Below are 20,103 nucleotides of genomic sequence, written 5' to 3'. Positions count from 1 at the left end.
GCAGTGGCTGCACACCTACAATCACCACCGCGGACACACCGCGCTGAAAGGGCAACCACCCGCCAGCCGCGTCCCCAACCTCACGGGTCAGTACACCTAGGCGACGGGCGCGCCCCCGGTCGCGCTCCAGTGGTACAGCGTCATCGCCACGCTGGTGGCGAGGTTGTAGCTGGAGACCTGGGGGCGCATCGGCAGGCGCAGCAGGTGGTCGGCGCGGGCGCGCAGCTCCGCCGAGAGACCGGTGCGTTCCGAGCCGAAGGCCAGCACGGCGTCGTCCGGCAGCCGGGTGCCCCGGATGTCCTCGCCCTCCGGGTCCAGCGCGAACAACGGCCCGGCGGGCAGGCCGGCCGGGTCCAGGCGCTCCACGACGGTCGCGAAGTGCAGGCCCGCGCCGCCGCGCACCACGGTGGGATGCCAGGGGTCGAGCGTGCCCGTGGTGACCACCCCGGTCGCCCCGAACCCGGCGGCCAGCCGGATCACGGCACCGGCGTTGCCCAGATTGCGCGGGTTGTCGAGGACCACGACGGGGGCGGTGCGGGGCGTACGGGCGAGCGCCCGCAGACCGGCCTCCCGGGAGGGCCGTACCGCGAGGGCGGCCACTCCGGTCGGGTGCGGGCGCGGGACGAGGGAGGCGTACGCCTGCCCGGTCACCTCCGTCAGCAGGGCGTCCAGCGTGTCACGGACGTCCCCGGCCAGTTCCCCGGCGAGCCCGAGGGCGGCCTCGCGGTCGGTGGTGACGGCGACCGGCACCTCGGCGCCGAAGCGCAGCGCGTGCTTGAGGGCGTGGAAGCCGTCGAGCAGGACGGCGCCCTCCTCGTGCGCACGCCAGCGGCTCAGCGGGTCGGTCATGCGGTGAACCCTACGTGGTCGGGCGTGCCCTCCTCCGCGGAGCGCGGCGCCGGCACCGTGCGGCGGGCGAGCCGCCCCCGCGCGCGTGCCGCCAGGCCGCCGAGCCGGCGCAGGAAGGACGTCGGCAGGAACACCGAGTCGGCGGCGATCATCGCCAGCGAGAAGAAGGGCAGGCCGAGGACGACCGCGATCACCAGGTGCTCGGCCATCATCACCACCAGCAGGACGTTCTTGACCCGCCGGTTGAAGAGGCTGAACGGGAAGGCGACCTGCACCATGACCGTCCCGTAGGCCACGACCATCATGATCGTGCCGCTGGAGGACATCAGGTCGGCGAGCCCGGGCCAGGGCGAGAAGTAGTCCAGGTGGAGCGGGTAGTAGACGGCGGTGCCGTCCTGCCAGCGCGAGCCCTGGACCTTGTACCAGCCGGCCGTGGCGTAGATCAGGCACGCCTCCGCCATGATCACGACCAGGGCGCCGTTGTGCAGGACGTTGGCGACGACGTCCAGCAGGGTCCGCGGCTCCCGCCAGGCCGCCCGGCGCGCGGCGGCCCACCACAGGCCGAGTCCCGCCCAGGCCGTCCACAGCAGCGCCGGGATCAGCCATTCGGTGGCATGGAACCGCCCGGTCAGCGCTGCCGCGCCGAGTGCCATACCGAGCACCGCCCACAGCACCGGCCCCACCCGGTCGGCGGGCACCCGCTCCCCCCGCGCGCGTGCCGCCGCCTCGCGCGCCGCGCGGCGGGCGTCCAGGGACCACACCTGTCCGCAGCGCGTGAACACCAGGTAGATCGACATCAGGTGCAGCACGTTGTCGCCGCCGTCGCCCACGAAGACGCTGCGGTTCTGCAGCGACAGCACGCCCACCATGAACAGCACGGAGGAGGTGCGGGTGCGCCAGCCGAGCGCCAGGGCGGCGGCGGCGAGGACGGCCAGCGCGTAGCAGAGCTCGAACCACAGGCGTCCGTCGGACCACAGCAGCGCCGAGAAGGCCTGGTTGTCGTCGGTCAGCTGCCTGGCGAGGTTCCAGCCCCAGGGCCCGGAGGGGCCGTACAGCTCCTGGCGGTGCGGGAACTCGCGCAGCAGGAACAGCAGCCAGGTCCCGGCGAACCCGATCCGGATCACGGCGCTCTGGTACGGGCCGAGGGCCGCGCCGGTGACCCGGGCGATACCGCGCGACAGCGTCGGGGAGAGCTGGTTCACCGCACGCCTCCCGCGGCCTCGTCGGACGTCACGGGCCACCAGGGCAGCAGGCGGTGGACGGGCTTGTCGGGCACGCGCTCACGACTCCAGGGCGGCGGTTGCACATTGAGGGTGCTGGAACGGACCTGCACGCGCCGGATCACGCCGTCCCGGCTCGTCGGATCGCTCCGGTACAGGCGCATCACCACGAGCCGGCGCAGGTACTGCTCGGACAGCGAGCCGCGCAGGCCCACGGCACGGTTGTCGGTGCCGTGCGTGGCGGAGAAGAAGTCCCAGGCGCGGCGCAGCTCGTTCTGCTGGGTGTGACTGGGCACCGGGTTGCCGTCGATGGCGGCACCGTCCTGGGCGGACAGGTCGGTCCACCCGGTGGTGCGCAGCCCGCCGTCCCGCGTCCGCACCTCGGCGCGGACCTGTACGGCGATGTTCTGCTGCAGCGGGTTGGGGGCGAACAGCTTCCAGTTCTGCTCGAACTCGGGGTACACCCATTCCTCTATCGCCTCGCCGTGCTGCTTCGTCACGGTGTTGGAGGGCGCGAGGCTGAGGAACACCATCAGCAGATGCGCACAGGCGGCCACCCCCACCACCGCGAGCGCCAGCGCGGCACCGACCTGGTAGGGGAGGGACAGCGCGGCCACTCCGGCAGGAGGCCGGGGGGCGCCGGCGCGGGGGCCGGCGGCGTCGGTACGGGGCTCGGGCGGGGTGGGGCCGGTACGAGCGCCGGGGGCCGCGGCCCACGGTGGGGGCGGCTGTGGTGACCGCGGGGGCTGTGACGGCTGTTCCGGGAGACGCGTCCCGGCCGGCCCGTCGGGAGCCTGCGGTTCCCGCGAGTCCTTGTCGTACGCGTCCATTCCGTCCCGTCCCCCGTCTCGGTGCGTTCTCGTCCGGCCCGGTCGTTCCGCCCGGTGTCGTCCGCCCGGCATCCGGCCCGGCGGGGCAGCCCGGCGGCGCAGGCTTCGTCACAGGCGCCACATGCTGCACGAGCACCACGTCTCGGCGCCCGCACGGAACGGTACTCAGCCGGGGGCACCGGGCGCAGCCCCGGGTACGAACCGAGCGCGCGGACCGGAACGCACGGCGGTACCCCAAGGCTAGGCCGCACGGCCCCCGACGCCCCGACCGACGCCGGTGACGCGGACACGGCCCCTCTCCCGGCCCACCCCCTTCCGGGCCCCGCCCCTCTCCTGCCACGCGGCCACGGGCCGGGCCCCGGCTGCGGCCGTCCCCCTCCACACCGGCCCCGGCCACCGCCGTCATCCCCCTCGGCACCAGCCCCGGAGCCCCGCCCCCACTGGTTGTCCACAGGCCGGGGCGGGAGTTTTCCACAGCGGTTGACACCCCGTGGCGGCCCGGCACACCATGGTTGCGCACGGACCGAACGATCGGTCGGGCCGGAGCAGACGGACAGTGTTCACCGCACAGCCGAGGTCAGGGGGACCGCATGGCCACAGCAGCCGCGCAGCGCACGGCCCGCACCGGGGCGGACGGCGCGCCGGACACCGCCGGCACGACGGCCTGCCAGCACGCTTTCGACGCGGCCGTGGCCGCGGACGAACGCATCGAACCGCGCGACTGGATGCCCGACGCCTACCGCGCGACCCTGGTCCGGCAGATCGCCCAGCACGCGCACTCCGAGATCATCGGCATGCAGCCGGAGGCCAACTGGATCACCCGCGCGCCCTCCCTGCGCCGCAAGGCCATCCTGATGGCCAAGGTCCAGGACGAGGCGGGCCACGGCCTGTACCTGTACAGCGCGGCGGAGACGCTCGGCACCAGCCGCGACGAGCTGCTGGACAAGCTGCACACCGGCCGCCAGAAGTACTCCTCGATCTTCAACTACCCGACCCTGACCTGGGCCGACGTCGGCGCGATCGGCTGGCTGGTGGACGGCGCCGCGATCACCAACCAGGTCCCTCTGTGCCGCTGCTCCTACGGCCCGTACGCCCGCGCGATGGTCCGGATCTGCAAGGAGGAGTCCTTCCACCAGCGCCAGGGCTACGAACTGCTGCTGGCCCTCAGCAAGGGCACACCGGAGCAGCACGCCATGGCACAGGACGCCGTGGACCGCTGGTGGTGGCCGTCGCTGATGATGTTCGGCCCGCCCGACGACGAGTCCCGGCACTCCGCGCAGTCGATGGAGTGGAAGATCAAGCGCCACTCCAACGACGAGCTGCGCCAGCGCTTCGTGGACATCTGCGTCCCGCAGGCCGAGTCCCTGGGCCTCACCCTCCCCGACCCGCACCTGCGGTGGAACGAGGAGCGGGGGCACTACGACTTCGGTCCGATCGACTGGACGGAGTTCTGGGAGGTGCTCAAGGGCAACGGCCCCTGCAACGACCAGCGCCTCACCCAGCGCAGGCGCGCCCACGACGAGGGCGCGTGGGTACGGGAAGCCGCCGCGGCCTACGCGGCCAAGCACACCGGCGACACCGGTGGGACGGGAGCGACGCGAGCATGAGCACCACCGACTGGCCCCTGTGGGAGGTCTTCGTGCGCTCCCGGCGCGGCCTGTCCCACACCCACGCCGGCAGCCTGCACGCGCCCGACGCCGAGCTGGCCCTGCGCAACGCCCGCGATCTGTACACCCGGCGCGGCGAGGGCGTCTCCATCTGGGTCGTCCCGGCCGCCGCCGTCACCGCCTCCTCGCCGGACGAGAAGGATCCCTTCTTCGAGCCGGCCGCCGACAAGCCCTACCGGCACCCGACCTTCTACGAGATCCCGGAAGGGGTGAAGCACCTGTGACCGCCACCGGCCCCGCCACCGTCCCGGTGACCGCCGCGCTCGCCCTCGGCGACGACGCCCTGGTGCTCTCCCACCGCCTCGGGGAGTGGGCCGGTCACGCCCCCGTCCTGGAGGAGGAGGTCGCCCTCGCCAACATCGCCCTGGACCTGCTCGGCCAGGCCCGGGTGCTGCTGTCACTGGCCGGCGACGAGGACGAACTGGCCTACCTGCGCGAGGAACGCGCCTTCCGCAACCTCCAGCTGGTCGAGCAGCCGAACGGCGACTTCGCGCACACCATCACCCGCCAGCTGTACTTCTCCACCTACCAACACCTCCTCTACGCCGAACTGGCCGCGGGTGACGGCCCGTTCGCCCCGCTGGCCTCGAAGGCCGTGAAGGAGGTCGCCTACCACCGCGACCACGCCGAGCAGTGGACCCTGCGGCTCGGCGACGGCACGGAGACCAGCCGTGAACGGATGACCCGCGCCTGCGCCGCGCTGTGGCGGTACACCGGGGAGATGTTCCAGCCGGTGGAGGGCCTGGCCGCCGACTGGGCGCTGCTGGAGGAACGCTGGCTGGAGTCCGTCGGGGGCGTGCTCGCCCGTGCCACCCTCGCCCTGCCCGAGGGGCCGCGCACGGGGGCCTGGTCGGCCGGCGCCGGCCGGCAGGGCCTGCACACCGAGCCGTTCGGCCGGATGCTCGCCGAGATGCAGCACCTGCACCGCAGCCACCCGGGGGCGTCATGGTGACCTCCACCGCCCTGGAAGCGGAACTGCTGGAGCTGGCCGGGTCGGTGCCCGACCCCGAGCTGCCCGTGCTCACGCTGCGGGAGCTGGGCGTGCTCCGCGCGGTCCATGTTCACGGCGCGGGCACGGTGGAGGTCGATCTCACCCCCACCTACACCGGCTGCCCCGCCATCGAGGCGATGAGCGCCGACATAGAGCGGGTGCTGCGCGCCCACGGCATGCGCGAGGTCACGGTCCGCACGGTGCTGGCCCCCGCCTGGTCGACCGACGACATCACCCCCGAAGGGCGCGAGAAACTGCGGGAGTCCGGCATCGCCCCGCCCCGCACGCACCGCGCGGCCGGCCCGGTGCCGCTCACCCTGGGCCCGACCCTCACCGAGTCCGCCCACACCGACGGGAACACCCGCCCGGAGGCCGGGACGGAACCGGTCCGCTGCCCGCACTGCGGATCGGCCGGCACCGAGCTGCTGAGCCGGTTCTCCTCGACCGCGTGCAAGGCGCTGCGCCGGTGCCTGGCCTGCCGTGAACCGTTCGACCACTTCAAGGAGTTGTGATGGCACGCTTCCACCCGCTCCCGGTGGCCGCGGTCGACCGGCTCACGGACGACTCCGTCGCCCTCACCCTCTCGGTCCCGCCCGAACTGCGCGAGGAGTACCGGCACGCGCCCGGCCAGCACCTCGCCCTGCGCCGCCGGGTCGACGGCGCGGAGGTCCGGCGCACCTACTCGATCTGCTCCCCCGCCCCCGACCCGGCCGGCGAGGGCCCGGCCGCCCTGCGGGTGGGGGTGCGGCTGGTGGAGGGCGGCGCCTTCTCGACGTACGCGCTGAAGGAGATCAACGTCGGGGACGAACTGGACGTGATGACCCCGGCGGGCCGCTTCACCCTGGAACCGGCACCCGGGCTGTACGCGGCGGTGGTCGGCGGCAGCGGCATCACCCCGGTGCTGTCCATCGTCGCCACGCTGCTGGCCCGGGAACCGGCGGCCCGGTTCTGCCTGATACGCGGCGACCGGACGGCCGCCTCGACGATGTTCCTGGAGGAGGTCGCCGACCTGAAGGACCGCTACCCCGAGCGGCTCCAGCTGGTGACCGTGCTCTCCCGGGAGGAGCAGCAGGCGGGCCTGCCGTCGGGCCGGCTCGGCCGGGAACGGCTCGCGGGGCTGCTGCCCGCGCTGCTGCCGGTGGGCGAGGTGGCGGGCTGGTTCCTGTGCGGGCCGTACGGGCTGGTGCGGGGCGCCGAGGGGGCGCTGCGCGACCTGGGGGTGGCGCGTGACCGGATCCACCAGGAGATCTTCCACGTGAACGCGGGCTCGGCCCCGGTGGCGACGGCGGCGGCTCCCGCGCACAGCACCGTCACCGCGCGTCTCGACGGCCGTGGCGGCACCTGGCCGGTGCGGGAGGGCGAGTCGCTGCTGGAGGCGGTGCTGCGCAACCGGCCCGACGCGCCCTACGCCTGCAAGGGCGGGGTGTGCGGGACGTGCCGGGCCTTCCTGGTCGAGGGCGAGGTGCGCATGGACCGCAACTTCGCGCTGGAGACGGAGGAGACGGCGGCCGGGTATGTGCTGGCCTGCCAGTCGCGTCCACTGACCGAAAGGGTGGAGCTGGACTTCGACCGCTGAGACGCCGTCCGCCCCCTTCCCCTGGGAAGGGGTGTCCCGCCACAGGACGGTCAGGCGACGAAGCCCGGGGTGCCGTCGTCGGTGACGACCGGGCGGCCGGCCTGCTGCCAGTCCTGCATGCCGCCGTCGACGTTCACCGCGTCGATGCCCTGCTGGACCAGGTACATGGTGACCTGGGCCGAGCGGCCGCCCGAGCGGCAGATGACATGGACGCGGCCCTCCTGCGGGGCGGCCTCGGCCAGCTCGTCATAGCGGGCCGCGAACTCGCTGAGGGGGATGTGCAGCGCTCCCTCGGCGTGGCCCGCCTGCCACTCGTCGTCCTCGCGGACATCCAGCAGAAACGCGCCGTCCTCGAGATCCGTGACCTGGACCGTGGGCACACCAGCTCCGAAATTCATGGCTCCGACGCTACCCGACGCCCGGCTCAGCCCTGTCCCAGCAGCCCCGCCAGCTCCGTCTCCCGCTGGGCGATGTCGGCGTGCAGCCGGCCGGCGATCTCGTCGAGCAGAGCGTCGGGGTCGTCCGGGGCGAGCCGGAGCAGCCCGGCGATCGCGCCCTCCTCCAGCTCACGGGCGACCAGGGTGATCAGCTCCTTGCGCTGGGCGAGCCATTCGAGGCGGGCGTACAGCTCCTCCGCCGGGCTCGGGCGGCGCTCGGGCGGCACCGGTCCGGCGGCCCACTCGGCGGCCAGCTCCGTGAGAAGGGTCTCGTCACCGCGGGCGTAGGCGTCGTTGACCCGGCTGAGGAACTCCTCGCGCCGCTTGCGCTCGTCCTCCTCCTGGGCCAGGTCGGGGTGGGCCTTGCGGGCGAGGTCGCGGTAGAGCTTGCGGACCCGCTCACCGGGCCGCACCCGCTGCGGGGGCCGTACCGCCTGGCCGGTGAGCATGGCGGTGGCCTCCGGGAACAGGCCGTCGCCGTCCATCCAGCCGTGCAGCAGCTCCTCCACGCCCGGCAGCGGCAGCACCCGGGCACGGGCCTCGTCGGCGCGGCGGATGTCCTCGGGGTCGCCGGTGCGGGCGGCCCGCGCCTCGGCGATCCGCGCGTCCAGCTCCTCGATCCGGGCGTAGAGCGGGCCGAGCCGCTGGTCGTGCAGGCGGGAGAAGTTCTCGACCTCGACGCGGAACGTCTCCACGGCGATCTCGTACTCGATCAGCGCCTGCTCGGCGGCCCGGACGGCCTGCTCCAGCCGCTCCTCGGGGCGCGGCTCCTCGGACGACTGGCCGGCTTCGGGGGTGGTCACCCGCTCAGCGTAGCGCCGTGGGGCGCTGCGCCGGTCCCGGGCCGGGGCTCCGGTGCGCCGCCTTCCGGGAGCGGACGGGCGCTGTGCCGCCGCGGTGGCGGGGGTGTGCCGCCCGGCGCGGACGCGTCGGGGCCGGGCGCGCGGCGACCCGCGCCCCGGGCGTCCCAGCCCGCGCCCGGGAAGCACCGCACCCCGGAAAGTGGCTCACACCCCCGTCTCCGCCTCGATCCGGCCCGCCCGGATGCCCGCGAGGAGGTCGGCGTGGTCGGATTCGGTGCGGTCGGCGTAGGCGACGGCGAACGCGGCGACGGCCTCGTCCAGCTCCTCGTTCTTGCCGCAGTACCCGGCGATCAGCCGCGGGTCGGCGCTGTGCGAGTGGGCGCGGGCCAGCAGGGCGCCGGTCATCCGGCCGTAGTCGTCGAGCTGGTCGGCGGGAAGGGCGGCCGGGTCGACGCTGCCCTTGCGGTTGCGGAACTGGCGCACCTGGAACGGGCGGCCCTCGACGGTGGTCCAGCCGAGCAGGATGTCGCTGACGACCTGCATCCGCCGCTGGCCGAGGACCACCCGGCGGCCCTCGTGCGCCACCGGCGCCACCGGGAAACCGGCCGTGGCCAGGTGCGGGACCAGCGCGGAGGGGCGGGCCTCCTTCACCTGAAGGATGAGCGGCTCCTCACGGTGGTCGAGCAGCAGGACGACGTAGGAGCGGGTGCCGACGCTGCCGGTGCCGACCACCCGGAAGGCCACGTCGTGCACGGCGTACCGGGCGAGCAGGGGACGCAGGTCCTCGCCGATCGTGCCGGCGTACTCCTCCAGGGCGAGGGCGACCGCGGCGGCCTCGGCGTCCGGGAGCGGGCGCAGTACCGGCGGGGCGGGCACGAACCGGCGACCGCCGTCCGCGACGGGCTCCGTCGACTTCGCCGCGAACCGGCCGCTGGTGTTGGACCGGGCTTTCTCCGAGACCCGCTGGAGGGTGCCGAGCAGGTCGTGGGCGTCGGTGTGGGAGACCAGTTCCTCGTCCGCGATGGCGTTCCAGGCGTCGAGCACGGGCATCCTGGCGAGCAGCCGCATGGTGCGGCGGTAGGCGCCGGCCGCGTCGTGGGCCGCCGCGCGGCAGGTGTCCTCGTCGGCGCCCGTCTCCCGCCCGGCCAGCACCAGGGAGGCCGCGAGCCGCTTCAGGTCCCACTCCCAGGGGCCGTGCACGGTCTCGTCGAAGTCGTTGAGGTCGATGACGAGGTCGCCGCGGGCGTCGCCGTACAGGCCGAAGTTGGCCGCGTGCGCGTCCCCGCATATCTGGGTGCCGATCCCGGTGACGGGGGTGCGGGCCAGGTCGTACGCCATGAGTCCGGCCGATCCGCGCAGGAAGGCGAACGGCCCGGCCGCCATCCGGCCCACGCGCAGCGGGGTCAGCTCGGGGATGCGGCCGGCACCGGACTCGCGTACCGCGCCGACCGCGTCCGGGCGGCCGGTGTCCGGCTCGAACGCGTGGTGGGCGGACCGCGGCACGCTCCGCCGCAGCGCCTTGCCCTCCTCCTTTGGCGAACCCGGCGACCCCGGCGACCCCGGCGCATCCGATGAACCCGGTGAGTCCGGCGCCCCCGGCCCGCCCGGCGACCCCTGCGGCGGCCAGGGGGCGAACCCCCGCACCCGGGGCAGCCGACGCGCGCCCCGGTCCGCCGCGTCCGCCGTCCCCGCACCGCTTCCGGTCACCGCGACCGCCTCCCCCACACTGCCCGCGCACCCTCGGCCGAGTGCCGGTACGAACATCAGCTCGGAGAGACGGTACAACCGGTGGCGGAACGCATCAGCCCCGCGCGGCCGGCCCCCGATACCGCCCTGCCCGCCGGCCCGGCCCCCGGCACCCCGCCCGGCACCGTCCCGGCCGGCTCCCGGCCCGGCCCCGGCTCTCCGGAAACCGCGGTGGGACAATGGGCGGCGGCCTCATGCGTCAGGAAGGTGTAGGCCCATGACCACCCGACCCGGTCTGCGGGAGCGGAAGAAGGCCAAGACCCGCCGCCTTCTCCGTCAGGAAGCCCTCCGCCTTTTCGTCGAGCAGGGATACGACAACACCACCGTCGAACAGATCTGCGACGCGGCCGACATCTCGCCGAGCACGTTCTTCCGTTACTTCCCGACGAAGGAGGACGTGGTCCTCACCGACGATCCCGACGAGCCCGACGACCTCGACGCCCCCGATCCGCTCACGCGGGAAATGCCCGCCGCATCCGGACCGGCGGAGCCGCCGGCGGGCGACGCGGTGCGGGCGACGCTCCACGATCTGCTCGCCCGCAGCACCGGCCGGGACCGGGACACCCTGCTGGCCCGGCTCGGGCTGGCCGCACGGGTCCGGCCCCTGCGTGCGCGGCTGTGGCAGCGGCAGGAGGCACAGGTGGCGCACGCGGCGGCGCTGCTCGCCCGGCGCACCGGCAGGGACGAGGACGCGTACGAGGTGCGGCTGATCGCGGCCGTCCTCACCGCGGTGACCACCGAGACCCTCATGTACTGGGCGGAACGGAACGGCGAGCCCGATCTGACGACCCTCGTCACCCGGGCGCGGGAGCACCTCGGCGACCTCCGCCTGTGACCCGGCCCACCAATCGGGCCGACCCCGGCGGCCCTTGAGAGCTTCCTCACAGGAACACCACACTGGAAAAACGAAAGTGGGCAGTCTCTGAGAGACTGCCCACTTTCGCATGGTGCGCGAGGGGGGAGTTGAACCCCCACGCCCTTGCGGGCACTGGAACCTGAATCCAGCGCGTCTGCCTATTCCGCCACCCGCGCATTGGGTGTGTCTTCCGGTTCCTTCCCTTTCGGGCTGGCCCCTTCCGACATCGAGAACATTAGCACGACGTCCGGGGTGGATTCACATCCCTTCCCGGCGGCCCCCGGAGCCGCCTTCCCCCGGTCCGGGGCCCGCCGGACGGCCGGTGGACGCGCCCGCCCGTCCCCCGCGTCCCCCGCCCGTCCCGTCCGTCTCGGGGAGACTCGGTTCACGTATCAACCTCGTACCGGTCCCGGCCGTCTCCCCGGAAGGCGGGCCGGGCGCACAGCCGGGTGCGGGACACTGGTCTTCGCCCGCCTCTACGATCCATGGCAGCAGGACACGCGGCAGGAGTTCGAAGGGGAGGCGCTGGGGGAACCGGCTGATTGGCGGGCGCGTAGATACGATCAGTGAGCAGTACCCGGCAGTACCCCGGCAAGGCAGCGGCACACAGCAAGGCAAGACGACGGCAGGGACGGAGGAGGTGCCCCATGGGAGTCCTGAAGAAGTTCGAGCAGCGTCTCGAAGGTCTGGTGAACGGCACCTTCGCCAAGGTCTTCAAGTCCGAGGTCCAGCCCGTGGAGATCGCCGGTGCGCTCCAGCGGGAATGCGACAACAACGCCACCATCTGGAACCGCGACCGCACCGTTGTACCCAACGACTTCATCGTGGAGCTGAGCGCGCCGGACTACGAGCGCCTCAGCCCCTACTCCGGGCAGCTCGGCGACGAGCTGGCCGGCATGGTGCGCGACTACGCCAAGCAGCAGCGCTACACCTTCATGGGCCCGATCAAGGTCAACCTGGAGAAGGCCGACGACCTGGACACCGGGCTGTACCGGGTGCGCTCGCGCACCCTCGCCTCCTCCAGTGACCAGCAGGGCCAGCAGGCCCCGTCCGCCCCGGCGGCCGGCCGGCCCGCGGCCGGCGCTCCCGGCGGCTACGGCTATCCGCAGCCCGCCCCGCCCGCCGGCGCCCCCCCGATGCCGGCCACGCCGCCGCCCGGCGCCCGCCCCGGCGGGTACGGCTATCCGCAGCCCGCCACCCAGCGACCCGCCGCGGCCCCGATGGGCGGCGCGCGCACCCGCTACTGGATCGAGATCAACGGCACCCGCCACCAGATCTCCCGCCCGACGCTGGTGCTGGGACGCAGCACCGACGCCGACGTGCGGATCGACGACCCCGGCGTCTCCCGCCGGCACTGCGAGATCCGGACCGGAACGCCCTCGACGATCCAGGATCTCGGCTCCACCAACGGCATCGTGGTGGACGGGCAGCACACCACCCGCGCTACGCTCCGCGACGGCTCGCGGATCGTCGTGGGCAGCACCACCGTTATCTATAGGCAAGCCGAAGGGTGAAGCGGGGGCAATGTCAGAGCTGACCCTCACGGTCATGCGGCTGGGTTTCCTGGCCGTACTGTGGCTGTTCGTGATCGTGGCCGTGCAGGTCATCCGGAGCGACCTGTTCGGTACGCGCGTCACCCAGCGCGGATCGCGTAGGGAGGCGGCCCGGCCGCAGCAGGGCGGCCGCCAGCAGGCCCGGCAGCAGGCGCGGCAGCAGGCCGCGCCGCCGCCGCAGCGCGGCCAGCAGGGCGGCGGCGGCCGGCGCGGCCGCAACGCCCCCTCCAAGCTGGTCGTGACCGAGGGCACGCTCACCGGCACCACCGTCGCGCTCCAGGGCCAGACCATCACCCTGGGCCGGGCACACGACTCCACGATCGTGCTGGACGACGACTACGCCTCCAGCCGCCATGCCAGGATCTACCCGGACCAGAACGGCCAGTGGATCATCGAGGACCTCGGTTCCACGAACGGCACGTACCTGGACCGGACCCGGCTGACGACCCCCACACCGATCCCGCTGGGCGCGCCGATCCGCATCGGCAAGACCGCAATCGAGCTGCGGAAGTAGTGCTACGTCATGAATAAGCGCGAGCGGAGCGAGCACGCCGCGGCAGGCCGCCACCCGGTCTCCGGCGCGCTCCCGACCGGAGGGTGGGCAGTGTGGCTCGACACGACCGGCTGCATTCGGAGCCGACGGGCGAGGTGCGCATGAGTCTGTCACTGCGCTTCGCCGCCGGATCGCACGAGGGCATGATCCGCGGCCACAACGAGGACTCCGGCTACGCCGGCCCGCGCCTGCTGGCGATCGCCGACGGCATGGGCGGCCAGGCGGCCGGCGAGGTCGCCTCCTCCGAGGTGATCTCCACCATCGTCCCGCTCGACGACGACGTGCCCGGCTCCGACATCCTCACCTCCCTCGGCGTCGCCGTGCAGCGCGCCAACGACCAGCTGCGCGCGATGGTCCAGGAGGACCCCCAGCTGGAGGGCATGGGCACCACCCTCACCGCCCTGCTGTGGACCGGCCAGCGGCTCGGCCTGGTCCACGTCGGCGACTCGCGCGCCTATCTGCTGCGGGACGGCGTCCTCACCCAGATCACCCAGGACCACACCTGGGTGCAGCGGCTCGTCGACGAGGGCCGCATCACCGAGGAAGAGGCCACCACCCACCCGCAGCGCTCCCTGCTGATGCGCGCCCTCGGCAGCAGCGAGCACGTCGAGCCCGACCTCTCCATCCGCGAGGTCCGCGCCGGCGACCGCTATCTGATCTGTTCCGACGGCCTGTCCGGGGTGGTCTCCCACCAGACGATGGAGGAGACCCTCGCCAGCTACCAGGGCCCGCAGGAGACCGTGCAGGAGCTGATCCAGCTCGCGCTGCGCGGCGGCGGCCCCGACAACATCACCGTCATCGTCGCCGACGTGCTGGACCTGGACCAGGGCGACACCCTCGCCGGCCAGCTGTCGGACCAGCCGGTGGTGGTCGGCGCGGTCGCCGAGAACCAGCACCACCCGCAGGACAACGGCATCATGCAGACCCCGGCCGGCCGCGCCGCCCACCTGGGGCGCCAGGGGCACGGCGGCGGCGAGTTCGGCCCGCCCGGCTCCGGCGACCCCGGCTACGCCCCGGCCGACGGCTTCGGCGAGTACGCCGACGACGACTTCACCAAGCCGCGCAAGCAGCGCAGATGGCTGAAGACCTCGCTCTACGGCGCCCTCGCCCTGGCGGTGGTCGGCGGCGGTCTGTACGGCGGCTACCGCTGGACGCAGACGCAGTACTACGTCGGCGCCAAAGGGGAGCACGTCGCGCTCTACCGCGGGATCAGCCAGGACCTGGCCTGGGTGTCGCTGTCGAAGGTGGAGAAGGACCATCCCGAGATCGAACTCAAGTACCTGCCGCCGTACCAGCAGAAGCAGGTGAAGGCCACGATCGCCGAGGGCGGCCTCCAGGCGGCCCGGACGAAGGTCGACGAGCTGGCCGTACAGGCCTCCGCCTGCCGCAAGCAGGCCGAGCGCAAGGCGGCGGACGAGGCCGCGCGCAACGCCAAGAACGGCAAGGACAAGGCCGGGAGCCCGGAAGGCACCGGTGGCACCACGGGTGCCGGCGACGGCACCGGCACCACCGCGGGCACGGGCACGCAGACCGCGTTCTCCGCGGACCCCGCCGGCCCGGTCACCGCCTTCGTCGTCCAGGCGTCCCTCGTCACGAAGGCGTCCCCGACCCCGAACCCGTCGGCCTCGAAGACGCCCTCGGCGTCCTCTTCGAAGTCTCCGTCCACGACCCCGTCCGCGACCCCCAGCCCCGGCCCCACTCTCTCGGAGGATGAGCAGAAGGTCGTCTCGCTGTGCGGTAAGCAGTAGGCAAGCCGTGAGAGGCCCCGTCACACGATGAGCAGTTCTACGAATACGCCGACGCATCACACGTCCACGATCGGCGCCATCGGCGCGCCGAGCCGCCGCAACACCGAGCTGGCCCTGCTGGTCTTCGCCGTGGCCATCCCGGTGTTCGCCTACGCCAACGTGGGCCTGGCCATCAGCGACCAGGTCCCGTCCGGGCTGCTCAGCTACGGCCTGGGCCTCGGTCTGCTGGCCGGCGTCGCCCATCTCGTCGTACGGAAGTTCGCGCCGTACGCGGATCCGCTGCTGCTACCGCTGGCCACCCTCCTCAACGGGCTGGGGCTGGTCGTGATCTGGCGGCTCGACCAGTCCAAGCTGCTGCAGTCGCTCAGAGGGTTCTCCCCGGCCGCGCCGCGCCAGCTGCTGTACACCGCGCTGGCCATCGCCGTGTTCGCCGTCGTGCTGATCTTCCTGAAGGACCACCGGGTCCTGCAGCGCTACACCTACATCTCGATGTTCTGCGCCCTGGTGCTGCTCATCCTGCCGCTGGTGCCGGGCCTCGGGGCCAACATCTACGGCGCGAAGATCTGGATCCGGATCCCCGGACTGGGCTCCCTCCAGCCCGGCGAGTTCGCCAAGATCGTCCTCGCCGTCTTCTTCGCCGGGTACCTGATGGTGAAGCGGGACGCGCTGGCCCTGGCCAGCCGCCGCTTCATGGGCCTGTACCTGCCGCGCGGCCGAGACCTCGGGCCGATCCTGGTCGTCTGGGCGATCTCGATCCTCATCCTGGTCTTCGAGACGGACCTCGGCACCTCGCTGCTGTTCTTCGGAATGTTCGTCATCATGCTGTACGTCGCCACCGAGCGGACCAGCTGGATCGTCTTCGGTCTGCTGATGTCCGCGGCCGGCGCCGTCGGCGTGGCGAGCTTCGAGCCGCACATCCAGACGCGTGTGCGCGCCTGGCTCGACCCGATGCGCGAGTACGAGCTGAGCCGCCAGATCACCCATGACGGCATCCTCCACTCCGACCAGCTCCAGCAGTCCCTGTGGGCGTTCGGCTCCGGCGGCACCCTCGGCACCGGCTGGGGCCAGGGGCATTCGGACCTGATCAAGTTCGCCGCCAACTCCGACTTCGTCCTCGCCACGTTCGGCGAGGAGCTGGGCCTGGCCGGCGTCATGGCGATCCTGCTGATCTACGGCCTGATCGTGGAGCGCGGCGTGCGCACCGCCCTCGCCGCCCGCGACCCGTTCGGCAAGCTGCTCGCCATCGGCCTGTCCGGCGCCTTCGCCCTCCAGGTCTTCGTGGTGGCCGGCGGTGTCATGGGTCTCATCCCGCTGACCGGTATGACCATGCCGTTCCTGGCCTCCGGCGGTTCCTCCGTGCTGGCCAACTGGGCCCTGATCGCCATCCTGATCAGGATCAGCGACACCGCCCGCCGCCCGGCCCCGACCCCCGCGACCAACCCCGACGCCGAGATGACCCAGGTGGTCCGCCCGTCATGAACAAGCCCCTGCGCCGGATCGCGATCTTCTGCGGCCTGCTGGTGCTGACCCTGCTGCTGCGGGACAACTGGCTCCAGTACGTCAGGGCCGACGGCCTCAAGGACGATCCGAAGAACCGTCGTGTCACGATCGCCCGCTACGCCACCCCGCGCGGCGACATCATCGTCGGCGGCGACCCGATCACCGGATCGTCCGAGTCCAGCAAGAGCGGCCTGAACGACCTGAAGTACAAGCGGACCTACAAGAACGGTCCCATGTGGGCGCCGGTCACCGGGTACGCCTCGCAGGCCTTCGGCGCCACCCAGCTGGAGTCCCTCGAGGACGGCATCCTCACCGGCAACGACGACCGGCTGTTCTTCCGCAAGACCCTGGACATGATCACCGGCAAGGAGCAGCAGGGCGGCAACGTCGTCACCACGCTCAACGCGGGTGCGCAGAAGGCCGCGTTCGAGGGCCTGAGGAAGCAGGGCGGCAAGGGCGCGGTGGTCGCCCTGGAGCCCTCCACCGGCAAGATCCTGGCGCTGGCCTCCTACCCGTCGTACGACCCCTCGTCCTTCGCGGGCAACACCGACGACGACGCGGCGGCCTGGAAGAAGCTCCAGAAGAAGTACAACCCCGCCGACCCGATGCTGAACCGGGCGCTGCGCGAGACCTATCCGCCGGGCTCGACCTTCAAGGTGGTCACGGCGGCGGCGGCGCTGGAGAACGGCAAGTACACCTCGGCCGACCAGCGGACCGAGACGCCGCTGCCGTGGACCATGCCGGGCACCACGACCGAGCTGAAGAACGAGGGCAACATCCCGTGCGAGAACGCGACCATGCGGGTCGCGCTCCAGTACTCCTGCAACACCGTCTTCGGCAAGATCGGCTCCGACCTCGGCAACGACAAGATGCTGGAGGAGGCGAAGAAGTTCGGGTTCGACTCGGAGCAGTTCACCCCGGTCCGCGCGACCGCCTCGGTGTTCTCCGACGACATGAACCAGTCGCAGACCGCGCTGTCCTCCATCGGCCAGTACAACACCGCCGCCACCCCGCTGCAGATGGCGATGGTGGCCTCGGCGGTCGCCAACGACGGCAAGCTGATGAAGCCGTACATGGTCGACGCGCTCCAGTCCCCCAACCTGGACCCGGTCGCCAAGACCGAGCCGGAGGAGCTGAGCCGGCCGCTGTCGCCGAAGAACGCGCAGATCCTCCAGGACATGATGCAGACGGTGGTCGAGAAGGGCACCGGCACGAACGCGAAGATCGACGGCGTCACGGTCGGTGGCAAGACCGGTACCGCCCAGCACGGCGTGGAGAACAGCGAGAACCCGTACGCGTGGTTCATCTCCTACGCCAAGCTGCCCGACGGCAGCTCGCCGGTGGCGGTGGCCGTGGTGATCGAGGACGAGGGCGCCAACCGCGACGACATCTCCGGTGGCGGCCTGGCCGCCCCGATCGCGAGGAACGTCATGAAGGCGGTCGTCAACTCCAAGAAGTGACCGCCGAGGGCCGGGTAGGTGACGCCGCTCACACCCTTTTCACATCGTCGCACGTAGCGATACCGGTCCTGTATCGGGTTACGGGCTTGGCCAGGTCACACAGAGCGAGCCGGGTACGGTAGGCCCGGACGGCAGCGCCTCCGGCCGCGCACAGGGGCGCGGCCGAGACCGACGGAGAGGGCTGGTAGGTAGCTATGGAAGAGCCGCGTCGCCTCGGCGGCCGGTACGAGCTGGGCCAGGTGCTCGGCCGCGGTGGCATGGCCGAGGTCTACCTCGCGCACGACACCCGGCTCGGCCGCACCGTGGCGGTGAAGACGCTGCGCGCGGACCTCGCGCGCGACCCGTCCTTCCAGGCCCGGTTCCGCCGGGAGGCCCAGTCGGCCGCCTCGCTCAACCATCCCGCGATCGTCGCGGTCTACGACACGGGCGAGGACTACATCGACGGGGTCTCCATCCCGTACATCGTGATGGAGTACGTCGACGGCTCCACGCTGCGCGAGCTGCTGCACTCCGGCCGCAAGCTGCTGCCCGAGCGGGCGATGGAGATGACCATCGGCATCCTCCAGGGCCTGGAGTACGCGCACCGCAGCGGCATCGTCCACCGGGACATCAAGCCGGCCAACGTCATGCTGACGCGCAACGGCCAGGTCAAGGTGATGGACTTCGGCATCGCCCGCGCCATGGGCGACGCCGGCATGACCATGACCCAGACGGCGGCGGTCATCGGCACCGCCCAGTACCTCTCCCCGGAGCAGGCCAAGGGCGAGCAGGTCGACGCCCGCTCGGACCTGTACTCGACCGGCTGTCTCCTCTACGAACTGCTGACGGTACGGCCGCCGTTCGTGGGCGACTCCCCGGTGGCCGTGGCCTACCAGCACGTCCGTGAGGAGCCCCAGCCCCCGTCGGTCTTCGACCCCGAGATCACGCCCGAGATGGACGCGATCGTCCTCAAGGCGCTGGTCAAGGACCCGAACTACCGCTACCAGTCGGCCGACGAGATGCGCGCCGACATCGAGGCGTGCCTGGACGGCCAGCCGGTCGCGGCCACGGCCGCGCTGGGCGCGGTGGGCTACGGCGGCTACCCCGACGACCAGGCGACGACCGCCCTCGGCGCGGACGCGGGCGCGACCACCGTGCTGCCGCCGATGGGTCCCGACGACGGCGGCTACGGCTACGACGACCGCCCGGACCGCCGCCGGCAGCAGAAGAAGAAGTCCGGCACCGGCACGGTGCTGCTGGTGGTCGCGGGCGTGCTGGTCCTGGTCGGCGCGATCCTGATCGGCAAGTGGGCGTTCCCCGGCAAGGCCGACGACGCGCCCCTGCCGGCGCCGAACTTCGTGGGCCGCACCTACGCCGAGGCGCAGAAGATGGCGGTGAACTCCGACCTGAAGCTGGCCCCGCCCACCCGCAAGGAGTGCGAGGACCAGCCCAAGGGCAAGGTCTGCACCCAGGACCCGGCGTCCGGCACGGAGGTCGAGAAGGGTGACACGATCACCCTGGTGGTCTCCAGCGGCGCGCCCAAGGTCCAGGTGCCGGACGTGCGCGGGGCCCAGTTCGAGCAGGCGGAGACCCAGCTCAAGGAGAAGGGCTTCGACGTCGAGAAGAAGCTGGAGGTCTCGGACCGCACGCCGGGTGTCGTGATCGACCAGAACCCGGAGCCCGGGCTGAACAAGGAGAAGGGCACCACGATCACCCTCACGGTCGCCAAGCCCGAGGAGAAGATCGCGGTCCCCGACGTCACCGGCAAGTCGTGTGACGAGGCGAAGGCCACGCTCCAGGCCCAGGGCCTGGTGCCGTCCTGCAACGAGACCCCGGTCACCGACCCGGCCCAGGACGGCAAGGTGCAGAACACCAACCCGACGGCGGGCCAGCAGGTCGTCAAGAACACCAACGTGGTGATCAACGTCGGCAAGGCCCAGCAGCAGCAGTCCTCGGTGCCGCGCGTGGTGGGCCAGCGGGTGAAGGACGCCAAGAAGCTGCTTCAGCAGGCGGGCTTCAACAACATCCGGTTCGCGGACGGCAGTTCCGGTGACGACAACGCGTTCGTCACCCAGCAGGATCCGCAGCCGGACAGCACGGCGGACCCGAACGCGACGACGGTCACGCTGACCACGATCTCCTTCGACGGCGGTCACGGGAACGGCAACGGGAACGGGAACGGGAACGGCGACAACGACAACGGCGGGGAGACGAACTTCTTCGGCGGCCTGGGCGGCTGACGCCTCCGTCCGCCGCGTGGGGGGGGGGGGGGGGGGGGGGGGGGGGGGGGGGGGGGGGGGTGGAGGGGGGGGGGGGGGGGCGGGGCGGTGAGGGG

Annotated in this window: 18 protein-coding genes and 1 tRNA gene; 12 read left to right on the top strand and 7 right to left on the bottom strand. The window is 72.5% G+C overall.

Annotated features, from left to right (window positions below; genetic code table 11):
- Positions 1–96 precede the first annotated feature (96 nt).
- From ACZ4W9_RS21515 to ACZ4W9_RS21505, 3 genes are read right to left on the bottom strand one after another with little or no spacing between them, the layout of a single operon-like run.
- Positions 97–849 carry a TrmH family RNA methyltransferase gene (locus ACZ4W9_RS21515; RefSeq protein ID WP_467938105.1) on the bottom strand — a complete coding sequence of 251 codons (753 nt, stop codon included), beginning with the start codon at positions 847–849 and terminating at the stop codon, positions 97–99.
- Positions 846–2,051, bottom strand: coding sequence for an HTTM domain-containing protein (locus tag ACZ4W9_RS21510; protein WP_467938101.1), 1,206 nt, complete (start codon positions 2,049–2,051; stop codon positions 846–848). The genes ACZ4W9_RS21515 and ACZ4W9_RS21510 overlap by 4 nt, the downstream gene beginning before the upstream one ends.
- Positions 2,048–2,686, bottom strand: coding sequence for a DUF5819 family protein (locus ACZ4W9_RS21505; protein ID WP_467938098.1), 639 nt, complete (start codon positions 2,684–2,686; stop codon positions 2,048–2,050). The genes ACZ4W9_RS21510 and ACZ4W9_RS21505 overlap by 4 nt, the downstream gene beginning before the upstream one ends.
- A gap of 803 nt (positions 2,687–3,489) precedes the next feature.
- Between ACZ4W9_RS21505 and paaA the strand changes: the two genes are divergently transcribed.
- From paaA to ACZ4W9_RS21480, 5 genes are read left to right on the top strand one after another with little or no spacing between them, the layout of a single operon-like run.
- Entirely contained in the window at positions 3,490–4,506 is a 1,017-nt protein-coding gene (paaA, locus tag ACZ4W9_RS21500) for a 1,2-phenylacetyl-CoA epoxidase subunit PaaA (protein WP_467938096.1), read from the top strand.
- The gene (paaB, locus tag ACZ4W9_RS21495) at positions 4,503–4,790 is read left to right on the top strand and encodes a 1,2-phenylacetyl-CoA epoxidase subunit PaaB (protein ID WP_387513223.1); all 288 of its coding nucleotides are present in this window, start codon (positions 4,503–4,505) and stop codon (positions 4,788–4,790) included. The genes paaA and paaB overlap by 4 nt, the downstream gene beginning before the upstream one ends.
- On the top strand, positions 4,787–5,518 hold the full coding sequence (gene paaC / locus ACZ4W9_RS21490; RefSeq protein ID WP_467938091.1) for a 1,2-phenylacetyl-CoA epoxidase subunit PaaC: 732 nt from the start codon (positions 4,787–4,789) through the stop codon (positions 5,516–5,518). The genes paaB and paaC overlap by 4 nt, the downstream gene beginning before the upstream one ends.
- Positions 5,512–6,069, top strand: coding sequence for a 1,2-phenylacetyl-CoA epoxidase subunit PaaD (gene paaD / locus ACZ4W9_RS21485; RefSeq protein ID WP_467938089.1), 558 nt, complete (start codon positions 5,512–5,514; stop codon positions 6,067–6,069). The genes paaC and paaD overlap by 7 nt, the downstream gene beginning before the upstream one ends.
- Complete coding sequence (locus ACZ4W9_RS21480) at positions 6,069–7,133, top strand: 2Fe-2S iron-sulfur cluster-binding protein (protein ID WP_467938087.1); 1,065 nt, start codon at positions 6,069–6,071, stop codon at positions 7,131–7,133. Before paaD ends, ACZ4W9_RS21480 begins: the two co-directional genes overlap by 1 nt.
- Positions 7,134–7,183: 50 nt before the next feature.
- Here ACZ4W9_RS21480 and ACZ4W9_RS21475 read toward each other — a convergent pair whose 3' ends face one another.
- From ACZ4W9_RS21475 to ACZ4W9_RS21465, 3 genes are all read right to left on the bottom strand, one after another.
- The gene (locus ACZ4W9_RS21475; RefSeq protein WP_467938085.1) at positions 7,184–7,531 is read right to left on the bottom strand and encodes a rhodanese-like domain-containing protein; all 348 of its coding nucleotides are present in this window, start codon (positions 7,529–7,531) and stop codon (positions 7,184–7,186) included.
- A 26-nt stretch (positions 7,532–7,557) separates the two neighbouring features.
- On the bottom strand, positions 7,558–8,373 hold the full coding sequence (locus ACZ4W9_RS21470) for a hypothetical protein (protein ID WP_467938083.1): 816 nt from the start codon (positions 8,371–8,373) through the stop codon (positions 7,558–7,560).
- A 204-nt stretch (positions 8,374–8,577) separates the two neighbouring features.
- Entirely contained in the window at positions 8,578–10,137 is a 1,560-nt protein-coding gene (locus ACZ4W9_RS21465; protein WP_467938081.1) for a DUF2252 domain-containing protein, read from the bottom strand.
- A 199-nt stretch (positions 10,138–10,336) separates the two neighbouring features.
- On the opposite strand from ACZ4W9_RS21465, the gene ACZ4W9_RS21460 reads away from it, so the two are divergent.
- A complete protein-coding gene (locus ACZ4W9_RS21460) occupies positions 10,337–10,954 on the top strand; it encodes a TetR family transcriptional regulator (protein ID WP_467938079.1) in 618 nt (205 codons plus the stop codon).
- Between the two features lie 110 nt (positions 10,955–11,064).
- Here ACZ4W9_RS21460 and ACZ4W9_RS21455 read toward each other — a convergent pair.
- A tRNA-Leu gene (locus ACZ4W9_RS21455) sits at positions 11,065–11,151 on the bottom strand.
- A gap of 471 nt (positions 11,152–11,622) precedes the next feature.
- On the opposite strand from ACZ4W9_RS21455, the gene ACZ4W9_RS21450 reads away from it, so the two are divergent.
- The 6 genes from ACZ4W9_RS21450 (at position 11,623) to pknB (ending at position 20,008) form a co-directional block, all read left to right on the top strand.
- Positions 11,623–12,489 (top strand): FhaA domain-containing protein, encoded by an 867-nt coding sequence (locus ACZ4W9_RS21450; RefSeq protein WP_467938078.1) that lies wholly within the window; start codon positions 11,623–11,625, stop codon positions 12,487–12,489.
- Between the two features lie 10 nt (positions 12,490–12,499).
- Positions 12,500–13,042 carry an FHA domain-containing protein FhaB/FipA gene (locus tag ACZ4W9_RS21445; protein WP_467938076.1) on the top strand — a complete coding sequence of 181 codons (543 nt, stop codon included), beginning with the start codon at positions 12,500–12,502 and terminating at the stop codon, positions 13,040–13,042.
- A gap of 140 nt (positions 13,043–13,182) precedes the next feature.
- Positions 13,183–14,829: a Stp1/IreP family PP2C-type Ser/Thr phosphatase gene (locus ACZ4W9_RS21440; RefSeq protein WP_467938074.1), complete on the top strand. Its 1,647-nt coding sequence runs from the start codon at positions 13,183–13,185 to the stop codon at positions 14,827–14,829.
- Between the two features lie 27 nt (positions 14,830–14,856).
- Positions 14,857–16,308 (top strand): FtsW/RodA/SpoVE family cell cycle protein, encoded by a 1,452-nt coding sequence (locus ACZ4W9_RS21435; RefSeq protein WP_467938072.1) that lies wholly within the window; start codon positions 14,857–14,859, stop codon positions 16,306–16,308.
- Complete coding sequence (locus ACZ4W9_RS21430; RefSeq protein WP_467938069.1) at positions 16,305–17,789, top strand: peptidoglycan D,D-transpeptidase FtsI family protein; 1,485 nt, start codon at positions 16,305–16,307, stop codon at positions 17,787–17,789. Before ACZ4W9_RS21435 ends, ACZ4W9_RS21430 begins: the two co-directional genes overlap by 4 nt.
- A 194-nt stretch (positions 17,790–17,983) precedes the next feature.
- A complete protein-coding gene (gene pknB, locus ACZ4W9_RS21425) occupies positions 17,984–20,008 on the top strand; it encodes a Stk1 family PASTA domain-containing Ser/Thr kinase (RefSeq protein WP_467938067.1) in 2,025 nt (674 codons plus the stop codon).
- Positions 20,009–20,103 lie beyond the last annotated feature (95 nt).

The sequence above is a fragment of the Streptomyces sp. NPDC029296 genome, from assembly GCF_055569255.1.
Note: the sequence above shows the minus strand (reverse complement) of the source record. Positions and strands in the feature narration are given on the sequence as shown.